Source organism: Flavobacterium chryseum, assembly GCF_004362015.1.
Taxonomy (GTDB): Bacteria; Bacteroidota; Bacteroidia; order Flavobacteriales; family Flavobacteriaceae; genus Flavobacterium.
The window spans coordinates 232013-249407 of record NZ_SNWW01000007.1; the positions used below are offsets into that span (position 1 = coordinate 232013).

Genomic DNA, 17395 nt, shown 5'->3' on the forward strand with positions numbered 1-17395 from the left:
AATCAAATCATAACAAATACATAATTCTTAAAATAGCATTAGTTTATCTGAATAATTAACAGTAATTTTGCACCCTATTTTAAATACATATATGAATAAATTTGAACAATTAGGATTGAATGAATCGTTACTGAAGGCGATTTTAGATCTAGGATTTGAGAATCCGTCAGAAGTACAGGAAAAAGCGATTCCCCTATTATTGGAAAAAGACACGGATATGGTTGCGTTGGCTCAGACAGGGACAGGGAAAACGGCAGCTTTCGGTTTTCCGCTAATTCAAAAAATTGATGCTGACAACAGGAATACACAAGCATTAGTTTTATCGCCAACACGAGAACTTTGTTTACAGATTACCAACGAACTTAAAAACTACTCAAAATACGAGAAAGGTATTAATGTGGTAGCAGTTTACGGCGGGGCTAGTATTACAGAGCAAGCTAGGGACATTAAAAGAGGAGCACAAATTATTGTAGCAACTCCAGGAAGAATGCAAGACATGATTAACAGAGGTTTAGTAAACATTAAAAATATAGATTACTGTATTCTTGATGAGGCTGACGAAATGTTGAACATGGGATTTTATGAGGATATCGTTTCGATTTTATCAGATACTCCGGATCAAAAAAGTACATGGTTGTTCTCTGCAACTATGCCACAAGAGGTTGCCAGAATTGCAAAACAATTTATGAGCGACCCGGTTGAAATTACTGTTGGAGCTAAGAACTCAGGTTCTGCAACAGTTTCTCACGAATTTTACTTAGTAAACGCTCGTGATCGTTACGAAGCTTTAAAACGTTTAGCCGATGCAAACCCGGATATTTTCTCTGTGGTTTTCTGTCGTACTAAAAGAGATACACAAGCTGTAGCTGAAAAATTAATTGAAGATGGATACAGTGCTGCTGCATTGCACGGAGATTTATCTCAGGCGCAACGTGATGGTGTAATGAAATCTTTCCGTGGAAGACAAATTCAGATGCTTGTTGCTACTGACGTTGCTGCACGTGGTATTGACGTTGATAATATTACTCACGTAGTAAATTACCAACTTCCTGACGAAATTGAAACTTACAATCACCGTTCTGGACGTACTGGTAGAGCTGGAAAATTAGGAACTTCTATTGTAATTGTTACAAAAAGTGAGTTGCGTAAAATTTCTTCTATCGAAAGAATCATCAAACAAAAATTTGAAGAAAAAACGATCCCATCTGGAATCGAAATCTGCGAAATTCAATTATTGCACTTAGCGACTAAAATTAAAGATACTGAAGTTGATCACGAAATTGACAACTATTTACCAGCTATTAACAATGTTCTTGAAGGTTTATCTAAAGAAGAATTGATTAAGAAAATGGTTTCAGTAGAATTTAATCGTTTTATTGCTTACTATAAAAAGAACAGAGATATTTCTAATCAGTCTTCAGGTTCTGAAAGACGTGAAAGAGGTGATTCTGAGCCAAGAGAATTCAATAATAACGGAGCAGTTCGTTATTTCGTAAACATTGGTTCAAGAGACAACTTCGATTGGATGACACTTAAAGATTACTTGAAAGAAACATTAGACTTAGGTCGTGATGACGTTTTCAAAGTAGATGTAAAAGAAGGTTTCTCTTTCTTTAACACTGATCCTGAGCACACTGAAAAAGTAATGGAAGTATTAAACAACGTACAATTAGAAGGACGTCGTATTAATGTTGAAATTTCTAAAAATGATGGTGGCGGAAGACGTGACCATAACGGACGTAGCGGCGGTGGCGCGGGACGTAGTTCTGCACCAAGACGCGAAGGCGGAGGAAGTTTCGGACCAAGACGTGAAGGTTCTGGTGGCGGAGGTTTTAGAAGCGACAGAAACTCTGCTCCTAGAGAAGGTGGTTTCAGAAGTGACAGAAGCTCATCTGCTCCAAAAAGAGAAGGTGGTTTTAGAAGTTCTGCTCCAAGAAGTGAAGGTAGTTCAGAAAGAGCTCCTAGACGTTCAGAAAGCTCTGGTGATTCGCCAAGACCAAGAAGACCAAGAAGAGATTAATCCTCTTTGTTAATTTTCTTATAATTATATTCGAAGACTGCGAAATATTTAATCCCTATTTAGTACTTTTAGTGCTTTAAATCAGGATATGAAATATTTCGCAGTTTTCTTTTTTACCCTACTATCAGCCGTTGGTTTTGCGCAAGACACAGAATCTACTGTTCCGCAAAGAGTTTCTGGTTATATTATTAACGATAATAGTAAACAACCTCTTCCTAACGTAAATATCATCAATACAAACAAAGTTCGCGGCGCCATGTCTGATGCTAAAGGATACTTTGAAATTGATGTTCAGGTCAACGACACTATTCACTTTTCTCTATTAGGATTTCAGTCCTTAAGAATCAGAGTAACAAATGACTGGATAAAAAACAAAATCACAAGAATACAGTTAACTGAAAAAGCAATTGCACTTGAAGAAGTTGTCATTGCTCCTTTTAACTTAACAGGATATCTTGAAGTCGATTCCAAATTAATTCCAACTAAAGAAAATTACCGTTACAGTATTTCAGGCCTTACACAAGGTTATGAAGCTGGTGAATATTCTCCAAATGCGTTTGGAAAAGTATTAGGATCTATCTTTAATCCTGCCGATGTATTATATGGTTTTTTTGGAAAAAATGGTAGAGAACTCAAGAAATTAAAAGAAATGCGAAAGGATGATACTGTTAGAAATCTTTTAGAATCAAAATATGACAGAGAAACGGTTTCTGTTCTTTTAGGTGTAAGTAAAGATGAAATTCCTGAAATCCTGCAGCGTTGTAACTATTCTGACGCTTTTATTCAGGAAGCAAACGATTTACAAATTATGGACGCTATTAGTGCCTGTTATGAACAATACAAAGTCTTGAAACGTAATTAGAATACTTTCAAAAAATATAAAATATTTAAATCCTCAGTTACAATTTGTAAAGAGGATTTTTTTTTAAACCTATTTTAAATAAAAAACAAAAACTATGTCTGGTATACCTTTTCAAACAATTGACTGGAATCAAATTGCAAAAACAGAACATGTAGGAGAAACCGGAATTGCTTATTGGCAAACATTACAATTAGGAGGTTTACGCATTCGAAAAGTTACTTATTCTGAAAATTATAGTGCTGATCATTGGTGCCAAAAAGGACATATTGTGCATTGCCTGGAAGGAGATTTTATAAGTGAATTGGAAAATGGAGAAAAATTCGAACTTTCGAAAGGAATGACTTATGTAGTTTCTGATGATGTAAGCTCTCACCGCTCTATCACTACAAAAGGTGTGACGTTATTAATAATTGATGGAGATTTTTTAAAATAATATTCCAAAAAAATCAAAATATTATATTTACATTTACTTACAAACAAAAAGAAAATAACTAAATTTTAATATCATGGCAAAGAGTCAAGACGCTAAAAAAACGGTAAAAAAAGAACCGTTGAAAACAGCTAAAGAAAAGAAAGAAGAAAAGAGAGAAAAGAAAAATTCTCCTAAAAGAGATTAAAGAAGTAAGCAGTGTTCAGTTTTTTAGTTTTCAGTAAAAACTACCAACTAAAAAAACTGAACACTGAAGTACTGTTATTTAACCGGAATATTCGAAAGAATTTCTAATACGAATTTCCAATATTTTTGAGCTGATGAAATACTTGCTCTTTCATCAGGAGAATGCGCTCCGTGAATCGTTGGTCCAAAAGAAATCATATCCATTTCAGGATAATTTGTTCCTAAAATCCCACATTCTAAACCTGCGTGACAAGCTACAACTTTTGGCTTTTCGTTGTTTTGCTTTTCATAAATTCCAACCAAAGTATCTAAAATTTCAGAATTTACATTTGGTGTCCAACCCGGATAAGATCCTGAAAGTTCTACTTCACAACCTACTAATTCAAAAGCAGAACGCAACGAATTAGCCAAATCAAATTTTGAAGTTTCTACAGAAGAACGTGTTAAACATCCCACTAAAATTTCACCATCCTTTACGATTACACGAGCAATATTGTTTGAAGTTTCTACTAAATCAGCCATGTCAGCACTCATTCTGTACACTCCATTATGTGCCGCATAAATTGCTCTAATGATTCCTTCCTGAACACCAAGATCCATTACTTTTTCCGGTAAATCGCATTTTACGATTTCGATAGTAAGATTTGGTTCTGTTGTTTTGTATTCAGCTTTTATATCGTTGATAATTTCCTGCATATCAAAAATATAAGCCTCATCAAACATTTCTGAAATGATCACTTTTGCAACGCTTTCTCTCGGAATTGCATTTCTCAAACTTCCTCCGTTAATCTCTGCCACTTGCAAACCGAAGTTTTCAAAAGCATCAAATAACAAACGGTTCATGATTTTATTTGCGTTTCCTAATCCTTTATGAATATCCATTCCTGAATGACCTCCATTAAGACCTTTTACGGTAATAATATGCCCCACAGAGCCTTCCGGAACTTCTTCTTCGTGATACGTTCTTGTAGCGGTTACATCGATTCCACCAGCGCAACCAATATCTATTTCATCATCTTCTTCAGTATCCAGATTTAATAAAATCTGACCTTGAAGAATTCCTCCTTTAAGGTTTAAAGCGCCCGTCATTCCAGTTTCTTCATCAATTGTAAACAACGCTTCAATTGCAGGATGCGGAATATCTTTGCTTTCTAAAATAGCCATAATTGTTGCTACTCCAAGTCCGTTATCAGCACCAAGCGTAGTGCCGCGAGCGCGAACCCAGTCACCATCAACATACATATCAATTCCCTGGGTATCGAAATCAAAAACGGTATCAGCATTTTTTTGATGTACCATATCAAGATGTCCTTGAAGTACGATTGCTTTACGGTTTTCCATTCCCGGAGTTGCCGGTTTTCTTATAATTACATTTCGAATATCGTCTTCAAAAGTTTCTAAACCTAAGCTATTTCCAAAGTTTTTCATAAACTCAATTACACGGTCTTCTTTCTTTGACGGACGCGGAACTGCATTTAAATCTGCAAATTTATTCCACAGTGCTTTTGGTTCCAGATTTCTTATTTCCTGACTCATTATATTTTGTTTGAAGTTTAACAATTAAGAGTTCCAAAGTTACAAAGTTTATATTTTTTTTAGCCTTGTAAACGTATTTAAAATTTTTCGCCACGAATTGCAAAAATATTTTCTTTTTTATAACATTAAACAAATTAATAATTAGTGAAAATTCGTGGAATTCGTGGCTAACTTTTTTTATCAATCAATATTGTATTTATATTTACGTAATCAAAATTTAAACTGTGAAATCAAAATACATCTTACCTTTATTATTTCTCGTACAGATTATCATTTTAAAGATTCTACCGTTTTTTCCGGAATTTATAGAACGTTTTTACAGCAACGGATTATATCTAAAAATTTCTCACTTTTCAAGAATAGTTTTAGGCAGAATTCCGTTTTCTGTTGGTGATTGTATTTACTCTATTTTGATTTTATTACTTATACGATGGTTTTGGAAAGTTCGAAAAACATGGAAGCTGGAATGGAAAGATAATATCTTGAGAATTTTAAGTTGTGTTTCTGTATTTTATTTCTTTTTTCATTTATTATGGGCATTCAATTATTACAGAGAACCTCTTTTCGAAAAAATGAAAATTCAAAGAGAATATACTGATGCTGAATTATTAGCTTTCACAAAAAAGTTAATCGTTAAAACAAATGAAATTCAGTTTCAGATAACAAAAAATGACAGCGCTAAAATCGTTTTTCCTTACTCTCAAAACGAAGCTTTCAAAATGAATTTAAACGGATATAATAATCTGGCTAAAGAACAGCCGTATTTTAAATATGAAATTTTAAGCGTTAAAAAATCACTTTTCAGCCTGCCCTTAACTTATATGGGTTTTGGGGGTTATCTAAATCCGTTTACGAATGAAGCTCAGGTAAATGATTTGATGCCAATGTATAATTTTCCACTTACAAGTTGCCATGAAATGGCGCATCAAATAGGATTTGCAAGCGAGAGTGAATGCAATTTTATTGGAGTTTTAGCATCCGTTAAAAACAATAATTTATATTATCAATATTCCGGTTATAGTTTTGCTTTGCGTTATTGTTTGGGAATTTGGCAAATGAAAAATAAGAAAGTTTTCAATCAATTGAAAAAAACGGTTCATGTTGGAATTCTAAAAAACTATCAGGAAAGCCATGATTTCTGGAAGCAATATGACACTTTTATTGACAAAGGATTTCATATTCTCTATGATAACTTTTTAAAAACAAACAATCAAAAGGATGGTATGGAAAGCTACAGCAAATTTGTAGATTTAATGGTGAATTATTATAAGACTCGAAAATTGTAAAGATTTGCCACGAATTGCACCAATTTTCACAAATCCTTTCAAGAAAAGTGCATTACTTTTAAATGTATATAATTAGGCTCAAGTCATAATTCGTGGCTAAAAAAACAATTTATTGTAACAAAATTGCTTTAATTACTACTAATCAATTATGAGCGAAAATCTAGAACAATCGTTTGTTGCGCAATTGCAGGCAAATCAGAATATAATCCACAAGATTTGTAGATTATATACTGCCAGCGAAGATGCTCACAAAGATTTGTTTCAGGAAATAACAATCCAGCTCTGGAAGGCGTATCCAAAATTTAGAGGCGACAGTAAATTTTCGACCTGGACGTATCGCGTCGCTTTAAATACCGCCATTACCTTATACCGAAAAACCAAACGTACCATATCGACAGTAGAATATGAGAGTCATCAGCATTTTGTAAAAGATGTTGATTACAATTATGAAGAAGAAGAACAGATAAAATTGATGTACAAAGCCGTTTATCAGCTTAATGACATCGAAAAAGCATTAGTTTTTATGTATTTAGAAGACAAAGATTATCAAGAAATAGCTGAGACCTTAGGGATCAGCGAAGTGAATGCACGTGTGAAAATGAACAGAATAAAAGGGAAACTTAAAAAGATACTAAATCCTTAAAAATTATTATGAAAGAACTGGATTTACTAAAAAAAGACTGGAAAAAGAACTCGGATTCTTTTGAACAAATTTCTGAAAAAGAGATCTATAAAATGATTCACAAAAAATCATCTTCTATTGTAAAATGGATTTTGATTATTAGCATTTTAGAAATTTTATTTTGGACGGTTTCAAATTTCTTCTTCAGTACAGACGAAATGCTAATTAAGATAAAACATGCAGAAATGATATTTTATCTGGAACTCCTTACCTATTTTAATTATGTGGTAGTTTTGATTTTTGTGTATTTTTTCTATAAAAACTACAAAACCATCTCTACGACAGGATCTACAAAATTATTAATGAGCAGCATTCTTAAAACCAGAAAAACGGTTCAATATTATGTGTGGTATAATTTAGGAATGGCAGTTATAAGCTCGATTATTAGCTTTTTTATCGCCTTTGTCTACAATCCTGAAATGGATTTTTTAAGAAATAAACTAGCTGCAAACGGTAAAGCAATGTTTATTACTGTTGGAATTTTGTTTCTGGTAACATTAGCATTTTTAGGTATATTCTGGTGCTTTTACAGATTATTATACGGAACTCTATTACGCAGATTATATGCTAATTATAAGGAGTTAAAGAAGATAGATTTCTAGTAAAGGTTCAAAGTTGCAGAGCGACAAAGGTTCAAAGGTTTTTTTAAAGCTTTTAAGACTCTGGTTACTAAGTTGCTATGGCATATAAATTCAAATTGAAAAACGTGAAACTTTTTCAAATCTAAAATCTAAAATCAGAAATCTAAAATTTCTAATATTCCCATCTTCTTAACTTATTAAGCTCTTCCTGTATTTTAACTTCTTCGGCAGGGATAACTTTTAAGAATGATGGATGCTGTTCGATGGCGAATTCTACTTTTTCGACGATTTCGTCGATGGTATCGTTTTCATAATCAATATCAAGAGGTTCTTTGATGATAAACGATTGAAGAATTCCTTTCTTCTTCATGCGGAGTCCTTTTTTATCAAACGAGCGGCGGAAACCATCAATTACAATCGGAATTACGATAGGTTTATGTTGTTTGATAATATGTGCAGTTCCTTTACGAACAGGCTTAAATGATTTTGTTGTTCCTTGCGGAAACGTAATTACCCAACCATCTTCAAGTGCCATTTTAATATTTTCTGTATCATTTGGGTTAACGTCACGTTTTTCAGTAACATCAACACCTTTTGCGCGCCAGGTTCTTTCAACAGTAATAGCACCAACATACGCCAGGATTCTTGGCAATAGTCCCGCTTGCATTGTTTCTTTGGCTGCAACATAGTATATGTTCATTTTGGGCTGCCACAAATAACCAATATTTTTAATATTATCCTGACGTCCGCTTAAACTTGCATTAAAAACATGAAACATCGCCACCACATCAGCAAAATAAGTCTGGTGATTCGATATAAACAACACATTATTATCAGGCAATGTTTTAATGATTTCAGATCCTTCAATCTGTAAATCATTAAATCCTCTATACCTTCGGTGCGTCATAGCACCCAAAATACGAATTAACCATTTCTTAATGAATAATATGTGTCCGAAAGGATTTCGCTTAAACAATCCCATAACTTTCTTATTATGTTTTTCCTGAGTCGCAAACATACAAAATTTATTGATTTGCGAGAACTAATAAACAATTTCAAAAAGAAAATGATATCTTAATAAATATCAAATTGTTAATTTTATGTAATTACAACTTTCCGTTAAAAGTAGTTTTTAAAACATCTCTTAATTCGCTTAATATCATTGCTGTTGCTCCCCAAACAATATGATTTTGAATATTGAATGCCGGAACCAGAATATTATTTCCATAAGAAGTCGACAGTGTGGCTTCGATTATAATTTCATCATTCAAAAAAAACGAAAGCGGAAGCTCTATAATATCTGCTACTTCTCTTTCATCTGGATGAAACAAAAGTTCTTCTTTTGAAATTCCCATAAAAGGATGCACTAAAAAGTTACTTGGTGGAATATACATGGGAGTAAACTCTTTAATAACTTCAATTTTTTCAGAAAGGACACCAACTTCTTCTTGTGTTTCGCGTAAAGCGGTATCTTTAAAAGAAGCATCAAATGTCTCATATTTTCCTCCCGGAAAAGCTATTTGCGACGAATGAACGCCATTGTACGCATTTCTGACTATTAAAACTAAATGTGTTTTTCCGTTTTTTGGATAAAACAACATCATAACCGCAGCAATTCTCGGGTTTATAGCTTGTAAATCTAAGTTTTTCAAAGCTTCTGCTCTTTCTTTTGGAGCCATTTTTATATGTGCGGCTTCAGCCGGAAGTTCAACTGGAATTAAATTAGGAACATATTGCAAAAAATCTTGAAAATCCATATTCAAAGTTTATTTTTGTACTTTCAAATAAAATATAAATATAGTCCAGAAAACGCGGTTCTACAAGTTTTCTAAATCTAAAGCCATAAAAATGTATAGTAGAGAAGAATCACAAAAATTAAAAAGAGAATTTTGGGTGGCTTTCGCAGAAAAATATCCACGAAAATGGGTTCTTTATGATACTAAGATTAAAGATTTCTCTTTTAAATTTTATGTTGATAATAAAAAAGCGCAGGTTTTAATTGATATCGAACCTAGCAGCGATGAGAAACGCAATGCTTATTTTGAAAAAATAGAGGCTTTAAAAAATATTCTGGAAGAAGAATTTATTAAAGATTTGGTTTTTGAAAAAAATCACACTTTAGAAAGTGGCAAAACCATTAGTCGCATTTGGGTAGAAAAACAAGGAGTCGGTTTTAGTAATCGAAATAATTGGGATGCTATTTTTGATTTCTTTTTTGAAAAAATGCACGCTCTTGAAATGTTTTATTTAGAGTATGATGAGTTTATAAAGGATATTTCTTAGCCTTAGCTAAAGATGCTAAGTTTCTAAGTCTATTAGTTTGTTATTTAAACCCATTTGAGGGTTACAATTTTTTACCAACCTAGTTTATTGAATAATAAAATTAAAATAAAGATCGTCGCAATTAAGTAATAATTGGTCCAGCCTTCTTTCTTTTTTTGATCAGCAGTAGCACTTTTATTGTATTTATACCACGAATATCCATTAAAGATTAGTAGCAGTACATAAATTACTATTAGTAAATTATTCCAATTCATAATATCTTTTTTTACTATTTTAATTTTATTATTTAATAAATTAACTTTCAAAAACGTGTTGAATTCGAATAAATTAATGCACAAAATTATCTTATTCGAAATGAGTAATACTATTTGTATTCTATAAAACTATAAAACATATCTATAAATTAAAATCATCTTTAAACACTAAAAATATTATAAACAATAATACGATCATCATAATTAATATAAAGCTGCTTGCGATAATCTTGCTTTTTTCGGGTAATTATTGATAGTTTACATTCGTTTCCCTCATTGTCTTTGCATAAAAAAGAATAGGTAATATCAGTATCATTTTCTTCTCTTTCGATATAATTCAGTATCATAAAAAGCTGAATTTCTTGCGAATAAACTACAATTCGGTGTTTATTTGTGTCGAGAATTACCGAAAGATTAACGAGATCAAGAGTCGACCATTCGCCCCACTTTCCTCTTTCATTTTTTTCTAAAACACTAAATCCTGATGTTTTAAACTGATAGGATTGGGCGTAAGTTTGTTGCAAACCCAGCGCTAAAAAAAAGAGTATTATATATATAGAGGTGCGTATGATTTTCATATTGTGATTCTTGCAAACATTTAAAACTCAAATTTAGCCTTTTCCGCGCACGCAATTTCAAAATCTGCAATCATTTCTCGAATAATTTGTTCTGCTGGTAAAATTTCATGAATTAAACCTGAAATTTGCCCTATTTCTAATTCTCCTTCTTCAAGATCACCTTCAAACATTCCTTTTTTAGCTCTTGCTCTTCCTAAAAGCTGCATTAAATCTTCTTTAGATGGTGATTTTTTATATAACGACTGAACATCATGATAGAATTTATTTTTAATTAGTCGTACTGGTGCTAATTCTTTCAAAGTCAAATGAGTCTCTCCTTCTTTTATATTTACTATTGTTTCTTTAAAATTATTGTGTGATGATGATTCTACAGAAGCAGCAAAACGGCTTCCAACCTGAACACCATCGGCACCTAAAATCATTGCAGCCAACATTCCTCTACCTGTTGCAATTCCACCCGCCGCAATAAGCGGAATCTGAATTTTCTCTTTTACCATCGGAATCAAGGTCAATGTAGTTGTTTCTTCACGCCCATTGTGTCCGCCGGCTTCAAAACCTTCAGCAACAACGGCATCAACCCCTGCTTCTTGTGCTTTTAATGCAAATACACTGCTACTCACTACATGAACAACAGTAATTCCTTTCGACTTCAAAAAAGAAGTCCACGTTTTAGGATTTCCAGCTGAAGTAAAAACAATTTTTACGCCCTCATCAACCACAATATTCATAATCTCTTCGATGTTCGGATACAGCATCGGGATATTGACTCCAAAAGGTTTATCAGTTGCTTTTTTGCATTTTTGAATATGTTCGCGTAATACTTCAGGATACATAGATCCTGCGCCTATAAGTCCTAAACCGCCTGCATTACTTACGGCAGATGCCAGTTTATAACCACTATTCCAAATCATTCCTCCCTGAATTATTGGATATTTTATATTAAAAAGCTGAGTTATTTTATTCATTCAAAAAATATTATTGCTTAACAATCTTTCCTGTTTTATGCAAACCTTCGGCATCAAAAGTATAAAAATAGAGCCCGCTTTTTAAGGATTGTAAGGAAAGAGTTGGATTTTGATTTGTAATTTGTTTTTCGATAAGTTTTTGCCCTAAAACAGAATAAATAATTACCGAAGCTGCCTCATTTTGTTCTGAATAAGAAAAAGAAACAGTTGTTTTAGCCGGATTTGGATAGACAGAAAATGATGTGGAATCCTTAAAATTTTCTACTCCTAAAGTTGATCCAAAATTTGGAATTCCATAACCATAATTATTATTTGGAGTTGCAAATTTATCAGATGATTCCAAAATCATTTGTCGAATTTGCTGGTTGGTTTTTGTTGGAAATGCCTGCCATAAGCAAGCAGCCATTCCTGCCATAATAGGGCATGAAAAAGAAGTTCCGTTTGAAGTTCCTATATTTCCATTGGCGTCAGAAACTACTGAAGCAGATCCTTGTGCCATAATATCCGGCTTAATTCTTCCATCATAACTTGGCCCAATTGAACTAAAACTCGATTTCAATTTAGAAGCCGTAACCGATCCAATTGCTAATACCGAAAGTGCATCCGCTGGAGAACCAATATGTTTTTCTACTTCTGTACCTTCATTTCCAGCAGAAGCTAAAACCAATATGCCTTTACTAAAAGCTATTTCTGCACCACGCGAAACAAAATTGGTTGTTCCGTTCATATCACTATAAGTATGATTATATCTTGGTTCATCACGTTGACCGAAATATCCTAATGATGTAGTAATTATATCAACCCCTAATGCATCGGCTCTTTCAGCTGCTTCCACCCAAAGTGATTCTTCGACAGGATTTTCTATCGCATCAATTTCTGTAATAAAAAGATAATAAGAGGCATTTGGAGCTGTTCCTACCAAAGCATTTACCTTGTAACCGCCCATAGTTGAGAGAACTAAAGTTCCGTGATTATCACCGGTATAGAAATTGGTATTTCTTGTAGTAAAGTCGTAACCACCCAGAATTCGATTATTATTTCTAAGATTTTCAAAGGGTTGAGCTGTATTAACACCAGGAAATCCTGCATCTAAAACCGCTATAATTTTTCCTTCACCGGTAAAATTCTGCTTATGTAAAACTTGTCCGTTCAACATCTGAATTTGATTGGCAGAATTACCGTATGAATAATCAATTGTTGTTTTTAGTTTATCCAACGTTTGACTTGTTCTCGTTTCTGAAACCTTTTTTGCTGTTGTATTTAAAGCTTTATCTGCAAAATCTATTTTTTGAACAAATGATAGTATTTTTAAAGCATTGATGTTCGTCTCTGTACCTCGAATATGAAGTGCATTCAACCATTTAGATTGAGCCATTACAGTTATTCCCGCACTGGCTCTAATTTGATCTACAAAAGAAGTTTCCAGAGGCGCATCTGTAAAATCCAAAGTTATATTTTGATTCGTTCTTCGATCTAAAGCTTTTTGAGAAAGTTCTGCTAACGGATTATTAAAGAACTGCTGCGCATTTGGTTTAGCATTAAAATAAACCCAGGCTTCTTGTTGCGAAAATACCGTGAACGAAAGAAGTAATAAAAGAAATGTAAAATTATATTTCATAGTTTACTTTTTTAAAGGCAGAACCTTTGTTAAAAAGTATAAAGCTAAGAAATTACTCCCGAACCAACTAATTCATTATCGAAATACCAGGCTGCGAATTGTCCTTCAGTAATAGCTGATTGAGGTTCATCAAAAGCAACATACATTCCGTCTTCAAATTGATGTAAAACTGCTTTTTGCAAAGGCTGACGGTAACGAATTCTCGCCATTACTTCCATCGTTTCTCCAACTTTCAAAGCTAAATCTGTACGAATCCAATGCACTTCAGATTTTTCGATAAACAATGCTTTTTTGAATAAACCCGGATGTTGGCTTGTTAAACCTGTATAAATAGTATTCGTTTCAACATCTGTAGCGATAATAAACAAAGGATCAGTTGTTCCGCCTACATTTAGTCCTTTTCGTTGTCCTATCGTAAAATAATGAGCACCCTGATGTTTTCCAACGACTTTTCCCATTGTTGGAAGATATTCTCGTTTTTGAGATTCTAATTTTATTTCTTCCTGAAATGATAAACCTTCTGGTTTTTGAATATTATAAATAGGATCGTTTTTATCAATCTGAACGATTTTACCTTCTTTTGGTTGCAATTTTTGTTGCAAAAATTCCGGTAAACGAACTTTTCCGATGAAACATAATCCTTGAGAGTCTTTCTTTTCTGCAGTAACTAAATCCATTTCAGCAGCGATTTCGCGAACTTCCGGTTTGGTTAAAGCTCCAATTGGGAATAATGATTTTGCCAATTGTTCTTGCGATAACTGACATAAAAAATAAGATTGGTCTTTGTTGTTATCTGCTCCTGCAATTAATTGATAAACTGGTTTACCATCAACTTCAATTTCATTTTTTTGGCAATAATGTCCCGTGGCAACATAATCTGCTCCAAGACTTAAGGCAATTTTCATGAAAACATCAAATTTGATTTCGCGGTTGCAAAGAACATCAGGATTTGGAGTTCTCCCTTTTTCATATTCGTTGAACATATAATCAACGATTTTTTCTTTGTATTCTTCGCTTAAATCAACAGTTTGAAACGGTATTCCTAGTTTTTCAGCTACTAGTAATGCATCATTACTATCTTCTAACCAAGGACATTCGTTAGAAATAGTTACTGAATCATCGTGCCAATTTTTCATAAAAAGCCCAATAACCACGTAACCTTGTTGTTGCAATAAATAAGCAGCAACACTAGAATCTACTCCACCGGAAAGTCCAACAACTACACGTTTCATTTTAACTCCTTTATATTTTTATAAGGGTGCAAAGGTAAGTCATATTTTAGGAAATTATAACGGTTTTGATTAGTTTCTCTAATGCCGTTGTAGATAAAACTTATTATTGAATAATGATTTTAAGCTAAATGTGTAAACTATTCCATTTTAGGTTTAGAATCAGCTTTGTAGCTGCTTTTAGGATCACTCATATTAACCTCTTTGGTTAGTTTTCCTTTTAAGTAAAATTGCCACATTCCAGCTTTTTTACCGTTCAGGAATTTTCCTTTTGAAGCTACTACTCCATCAGAATCATAAAAAACAGCATCGCCATTATATTGATCGTTTGCATAAGTAGTTTGCTCTAAAATAATTCCGTTTTGTCCAAACTTCTTATAGATTCCTTCTCTCTTACCGTTTTTATACGTCATTTCTTCAGCAACTTTAGAATTCGGATAATAAACCGTTCTTGGTCCTTCAAGTTTTCCGTTTTTATAGTTTTCGATTGTCATTACAATTTTAGAAGCTTTGTGATAATATTTCCACTCGCCTTCGTAGTTTTTTCCAATAACCTTTCCTTCGCTTACTTTATTTTTACTCTGGTCATAAAAAATATTGTATGCGCTTCCATCGTTAGCTGTAAAATCCCGGGTTGCAATTACATCGCCTTTTTTGGTATCGTCAAAAAATTTAAATACTCCGGTTTCTTTTCCATGACTAAAAGTTCCTTCGTAACGAGGACGTTTAGAAACTTCATAAGTTCCTTTCCACAAACCATCTTTCTTTCCGCTTGCATCCAGTTTATTTATATCCGTTTGAGCAGTTATTATGAAAGCATTCAATAATGCCAGTCCAAAAATTATCTTTTTTAAAATCATTGTATATTCAATTTTAATCTTAAACGAAATTGTGCTTTATAAAGTATTTACAGGTATAAAAAAATCCCGATAAATCGAGATTTTTTTTATTGTATTATTTTTTCTTATTCTGATTTTTTGCAGCTTCCTGTTGCTCCATAACTTCCTGAAGACGTTTTTGAAATTTGCTTTGTTTTTTAGGCTCTTTCAATTTATTCTCCTGAATCTGAGCGTGAATTTTATCCGTATCAACAATATAGTTTTTAATTACGAACATAATTCCGATTGTAATTAAGTTAGATATAAAGTTATATAAACTTAAACCTGCACCATAACTATTGAAGAAAATTAACATCATTAATGGCGAAACATAAATCATGATTTTCATCATTTTTGCCATATCCGGCATACCTTCTTGCTGAGGCGCTGCCATTTGCTGATCTCCAGAAGTCATTTTCATGTAGAAGAAAATCGCGATTGCTGCCAAAATTGGAAACAAACTAATATGATCTCCATATAAAGGAATATGAAATGGTAATTTTACAACAGCATCAAATGAAGATAAATCATTTGCCCAAAGGAAACTTTTTTGTCTTAACTCAAAAGCTGACGGGAAGAACTGGAACGACGCATACATAAACGGAAGCTGAATCAATGCCGGAATACATCCTGCCATTGGGTTTACTCCTGCTTTGTTGTACAATTTCATCGTTTCTTGTTGTTTCTTCATTGGGTCTTTTTTGAATTTCTCTCCCAACTCTGTAATCTCCGGACGTAAAACTTTCATTTTAGCCTGAGACAAGAATGACTTATAGGTGATTGGCGACATCGCCAATTTAATAATAATAGTAAAGATAATAATGGCAATTCCGTAAGCGATATAAGAACTTAAAAATCCGAATAACGGAATAAATACCCATCTATTAATCCAACCAAAAATTCCCCAACCTAATGGAATAATTTTTTCGAAATTTTTATCGTAAGATTTTAAAGTTTTATAATCAGCTGGTCCAAAATACCAACTCATTTTGTAATCAATCTCTCCGTTTGAAAAAGCCAAAGGAACAGTTGCTCTAAATTGTTTGATAAAGGTAGTATCTATTTTTTCATCTTTTACTAAATCGTCAGATTGTAGTTTCGATTTTTCAAATGGTTTATCGGTAGATAAAATAGTAGTGAAAAAGTGTTGCTTAAAGGCTACATAACTTACTTTTTCAGGCGTTTCTTCTTTACCTACTCCACTAGGGTTTACGTAATTGTATTTTTCATCATCGTATTCGTACTGGATTTCAGCAAAACGTTTTTCGATAGAAACACTTTTTTCATTTCTGTACGTTTTCAAATCCCATTGTAAATCTAATGGTTTAGCAGAATTTAAAACTTTATTCAAACCTTGAGAACGAACATCAAAACCAACTAAATAATCATTTGGTTTCAATATGTATTTATATTCTAAAAATTCATTCGCTCCAGCTTTTAAACGCATTGTTAAAACCTGATCACCACCAACTTTTGTTAGTGTTGGTTCGAAATACAAATCTTTAGAGTTTAAAGTTCTGTTATCCGTTGTTTGCAACTGAATATTTAAATTAGAATTATTATCTTTAATCAATTCAACTAATTGTTTCGAACCTTTTTCAAATCTTTCGAATTCTTTAAGAGTAGCTTCAACTATATAACCACCTTTGTTAGCGATTTTAAGTTTTAGTTTTTCGTTTTCAATTGTCGTAAAAGTTTCTTTTGCAGAAGGAAGTGTAGCAGAATATGCGAATCCACCTAATGTTTTTTGCAGTTGAGCCAACTGAACAGTGTCACCCGGAGTTGCCGCAGCAGCAACCGGCAAAACAGCTGTTTTAGTTTTATCAGCTTTAGCTTGAGCTTCTTGTTTCGCAACTAACTCTTTTTTGGCTTTTTCAGCAGCAATCTCTTTGTCAGAAGGCTGATTTTGGTACATAATCCAAATCAAAATTCCAAATATCAATACAAAACCAATGATTGAATTAAGATCAAATTTTTTTTCTTCCATTATTATTTTAAAAAAGTTAT

At 33.0% G+C, this 17395-nt stretch carries 17 protein-coding genes; 7 read left to right on the forward strand and 10 right to left on the reverse strand.

Annotation, left to right across the window (positions count from 1 at the left end):
- Positions 1–91: 91 nt before the first annotated feature.
- The 3 genes from EV143_RS14870 (at position 92) to EV143_RS14880 (ending at position 3315) form a co-directional block, all read left to right on the forward strand.
- The gene (locus EV143_RS14870; protein WP_133508729.1) at positions 92–2020 is read left to right on the forward strand and encodes a DEAD/DEAH box helicase; all 1929 of its coding nucleotides are present in this window, start codon (positions 92–94) and stop codon (positions 2018–2020) included.
- An 88-nt stretch (positions 2021–2108) separates the two neighbouring features.
- Entirely contained in the window at positions 2109–2882 is a 774-nt protein-coding gene (locus EV143_RS14875; protein ID WP_133508730.1) for a carboxypeptidase-like regulatory domain-containing protein, read from the forward strand.
- Between the two features lie 94 nt (positions 2883–2976).
- Complete coding sequence (locus tag EV143_RS14880) at positions 2977–3315, forward strand: DHCW motif cupin fold protein (protein WP_133508731.1); 339 nt, start codon at positions 2977–2979, stop codon at positions 3313–3315.
- A gap of 258 nt (positions 3316–3573) precedes the next feature.
- Here EV143_RS14880 and EV143_RS14890 read toward each other — a convergent pair whose 3' ends face one another.
- Positions 3574–5034 (reverse strand): aminoacyl-histidine dipeptidase, encoded by a 1461-nt coding sequence (locus EV143_RS14890; protein ID WP_133508732.1) that lies wholly within the window; start codon positions 5032–5034, stop codon positions 3574–3576.
- Positions 5035–5258: 224 nt separating this feature from the next.
- Here EV143_RS14890 and EV143_RS14895 point away from each other — a divergent pair, with 224 nt between their 5' ends.
- From EV143_RS14895 to EV143_RS14905, 3 genes are all read left to right on the forward strand, one after another.
- Positions 5259–6320 carry a DUF3810 domain-containing protein gene (locus tag EV143_RS14895; protein ID WP_133508733.1) on the forward strand — a complete coding sequence of 354 codons (1062 nt, stop codon included), beginning with the start codon at positions 5259–5261 and terminating at the stop codon, positions 6318–6320.
- 148 nt (positions 6321–6468) lie between these two features.
- Positions 6469–6963, forward strand: a complete 495-nt coding sequence (locus EV143_RS14900; RefSeq protein WP_133508734.1) for an RNA polymerase sigma factor — start codon at positions 6469–6471, stop codon at positions 6961–6963.
- An 8-nt stretch (positions 6964–6971) separates the two neighbouring features.
- A complete protein-coding gene (locus EV143_RS14905; RefSeq protein ID WP_133508735.1) occupies positions 6972–7604 on the forward strand; it encodes a hypothetical protein in 633 nt (210 codons plus the stop codon).
- Between the two features lie 151 nt (positions 7605–7755).
- Here the strand turns inward: EV143_RS14905 and EV143_RS14910 are convergent, their stop codons facing one another.
- Both EV143_RS14910 and EV143_RS14915 read right to left on the reverse strand, forming a co-directional pair.
- Positions 7756–8565 (reverse strand): lysophospholipid acyltransferase family protein, encoded by an 810-nt coding sequence (locus EV143_RS14910; RefSeq protein WP_133508827.1) that lies wholly within the window; start codon positions 8563–8565, stop codon positions 7756–7758.
- A gap of 124 nt (positions 8566–8689) precedes the next feature.
- Positions 8690–9340 (reverse strand): NUDIX hydrolase, encoded by a 651-nt coding sequence (locus EV143_RS14915; protein ID WP_133508736.1) that lies wholly within the window; start codon positions 9338–9340, stop codon positions 8690–8692.
- 91 nt (positions 9341–9431) lie between these two features.
- Between EV143_RS14915 and EV143_RS14920 the strand changes: the two genes are divergently transcribed.
- Complete coding sequence (locus EV143_RS14920) at positions 9432–9866, forward strand: DUF4268 domain-containing protein (RefSeq protein ID WP_133508737.1); 435 nt, start codon at positions 9432–9434, stop codon at positions 9864–9866.
- Positions 9867–9937: 71 nt separating this feature from the next.
- On the opposite strand, the gene EV143_RS14925 is transcribed toward EV143_RS14920, so the two are convergent.
- The 7 genes from EV143_RS14925 to yidC form a co-directional block, all read right to left on the reverse strand.
- Positions 9938–10120, reverse strand: coding sequence for a hypothetical protein (locus tag EV143_RS14925; RefSeq protein WP_133508738.1), 183 nt, complete (start codon positions 10118–10120; stop codon positions 9938–9940).
- Between the two features lie 161 nt (positions 10121–10281).
- The gene (locus EV143_RS14930; protein WP_133508739.1) at positions 10282–10698 is read right to left on the reverse strand and encodes a hypothetical protein; all 417 of its coding nucleotides are present in this window, start codon (positions 10696–10698) and stop codon (positions 10282–10284) included.
- A gap of 20 nt (positions 10699–10718) precedes the next feature.
- Positions 10719–11663, reverse strand: coding sequence for an NAD(P)H-dependent flavin oxidoreductase (locus tag EV143_RS14935; RefSeq protein WP_133508740.1), 945 nt, complete (start codon positions 11661–11663; stop codon positions 10719–10721).
- Between the two features lie 10 nt (positions 11664–11673).
- Positions 11674–13281, reverse strand: a complete 1608-nt coding sequence (locus EV143_RS14940) for a S8 family serine peptidase (protein WP_133508741.1) — start codon at positions 13279–13281, stop codon at positions 11674–11676.
- A 44-nt stretch (positions 13282–13325) separates the two neighbouring features.
- The gene (gene mnmA / locus EV143_RS14945; RefSeq protein ID WP_133508742.1) at positions 13326–14513 is read right to left on the reverse strand and encodes a tRNA 2-thiouridine(34) synthase MnmA; all 1188 of its coding nucleotides are present in this window, start codon (positions 14511–14513) and stop codon (positions 13326–13328) included.
- Positions 14514–14650: 137 nt separating this feature from the next.
- Entirely contained in the window at positions 14651–15370 is a 720-nt protein-coding gene (locus EV143_RS14950; RefSeq protein WP_133508743.1) for a toxin-antitoxin system YwqK family antitoxin, read from the reverse strand.
- A gap of 94 nt (positions 15371–15464) precedes the next feature.
- On the reverse strand, positions 15465–17375 hold the full coding sequence (gene yidC, locus EV143_RS14955; RefSeq protein ID WP_133508744.1) for a membrane protein insertase YidC: 1911 nt from the start codon (positions 17373–17375) through the stop codon (positions 15465–15467).
- Between the last annotated feature and the right edge of the window lie 20 nt (positions 17376–17395).

Excerpts from the sequence above, each read along its gene's own strand:
- EV143_RS14870 (WP_133508729.1), top strand. The coding sequence starts at position 92 with ATGAATAAATTTGAACAATTAGGATTGAATGAATCGTTACTGAAGGCG.
- EV143_RS14875 (WP_133508730.1), top strand. The coding sequence starts at position 2,109 with ATGAAATATTTCGCAGTTTTCTTTTTTACCCTACTATCAGCCGTTGGT.
- EV143_RS14880 (WP_133508731.1), top strand. The coding sequence starts at position 2,977 with ATGTCTGGTATACCTTTTCAAACAATTGACTGGAATCAAATTGCAAAA.
- EV143_RS14890 (WP_133508732.1), bottom strand. The coding sequence starts at position 5,034 with ATGAGTCAGGAAATAAGAAATCTGGAACCAAAAGCACTGTGGAATAAA.
- EV143_RS14900 (WP_133508734.1), top strand. The coding sequence starts at position 6,469 with ATGAGCGAAAATCTAGAACAATCGTTTGTTGCGCAATTGCAGGCAAAT.
- EV143_RS14905 (WP_133508735.1), top strand. The coding sequence starts at position 6,972 with ATGAAAGAACTGGATTTACTAAAAAAAGACTGGAAAAAGAACTCGGAT.
- EV143_RS14910 (WP_133508827.1), bottom strand. The coding sequence starts at position 8,565 with ATGGGATTGTTTAAGCGAAATCCTTTCGGACACATATTATTCATTAAG.
- EV143_RS14915 (WP_133508736.1), bottom strand. The coding sequence starts at position 9,340 with ATGGATTTTCAAGATTTTTTGCAATATGTTCCTAATTTAATTCCAGTT.
- EV143_RS14920 (WP_133508737.1), top strand. The coding sequence starts at position 9,432 with ATGTATAGTAGAGAAGAATCACAAAAATTAAAAAGAGAATTTTGGGTG.
- EV143_RS14925 (WP_133508738.1), bottom strand. The coding sequence starts at position 10,120 with ATGAATTGGAATAATTTACTAATAGTAATTTATGTACTGCTACTAATC.
- EV143_RS14930 (WP_133508739.1), bottom strand. The coding sequence starts at position 10,698 with ATGAAAATCATACGCACCTCTATATATATAATACTCTTTTTTTTAGCG.
- EV143_RS14935 (WP_133508740.1), bottom strand. The coding sequence starts at position 11,663 with ATGAATAAAATAACTCAGCTTTTTAATATAAAATATCCAATAATTCAG.
- EV143_RS14940 (WP_133508741.1), bottom strand. The coding sequence starts at position 13,281 with ATGAAATATAATTTTACATTTCTTTTATTACTTCTTTCGTTCACGGTA.
- mnmA (WP_133508742.1), bottom strand. The coding sequence starts at position 14,513 with ATGAAACGTGTAGTTGTTGGACTTTCCGGTGGAGTAGATTCTAGTGTT.
- EV143_RS14950 (WP_133508743.1), bottom strand. The coding sequence starts at position 15,370 with ATGATTTTAAAAAAGATAATTTTTGGACTGGCATTATTGAATGCTTTC.
- yidC (WP_133508744.1), bottom strand. The coding sequence starts at position 17,375 with ATGGAAGAAAAAAAATTTGATCTTAATTCAATCATTGGTTTTGTATTG.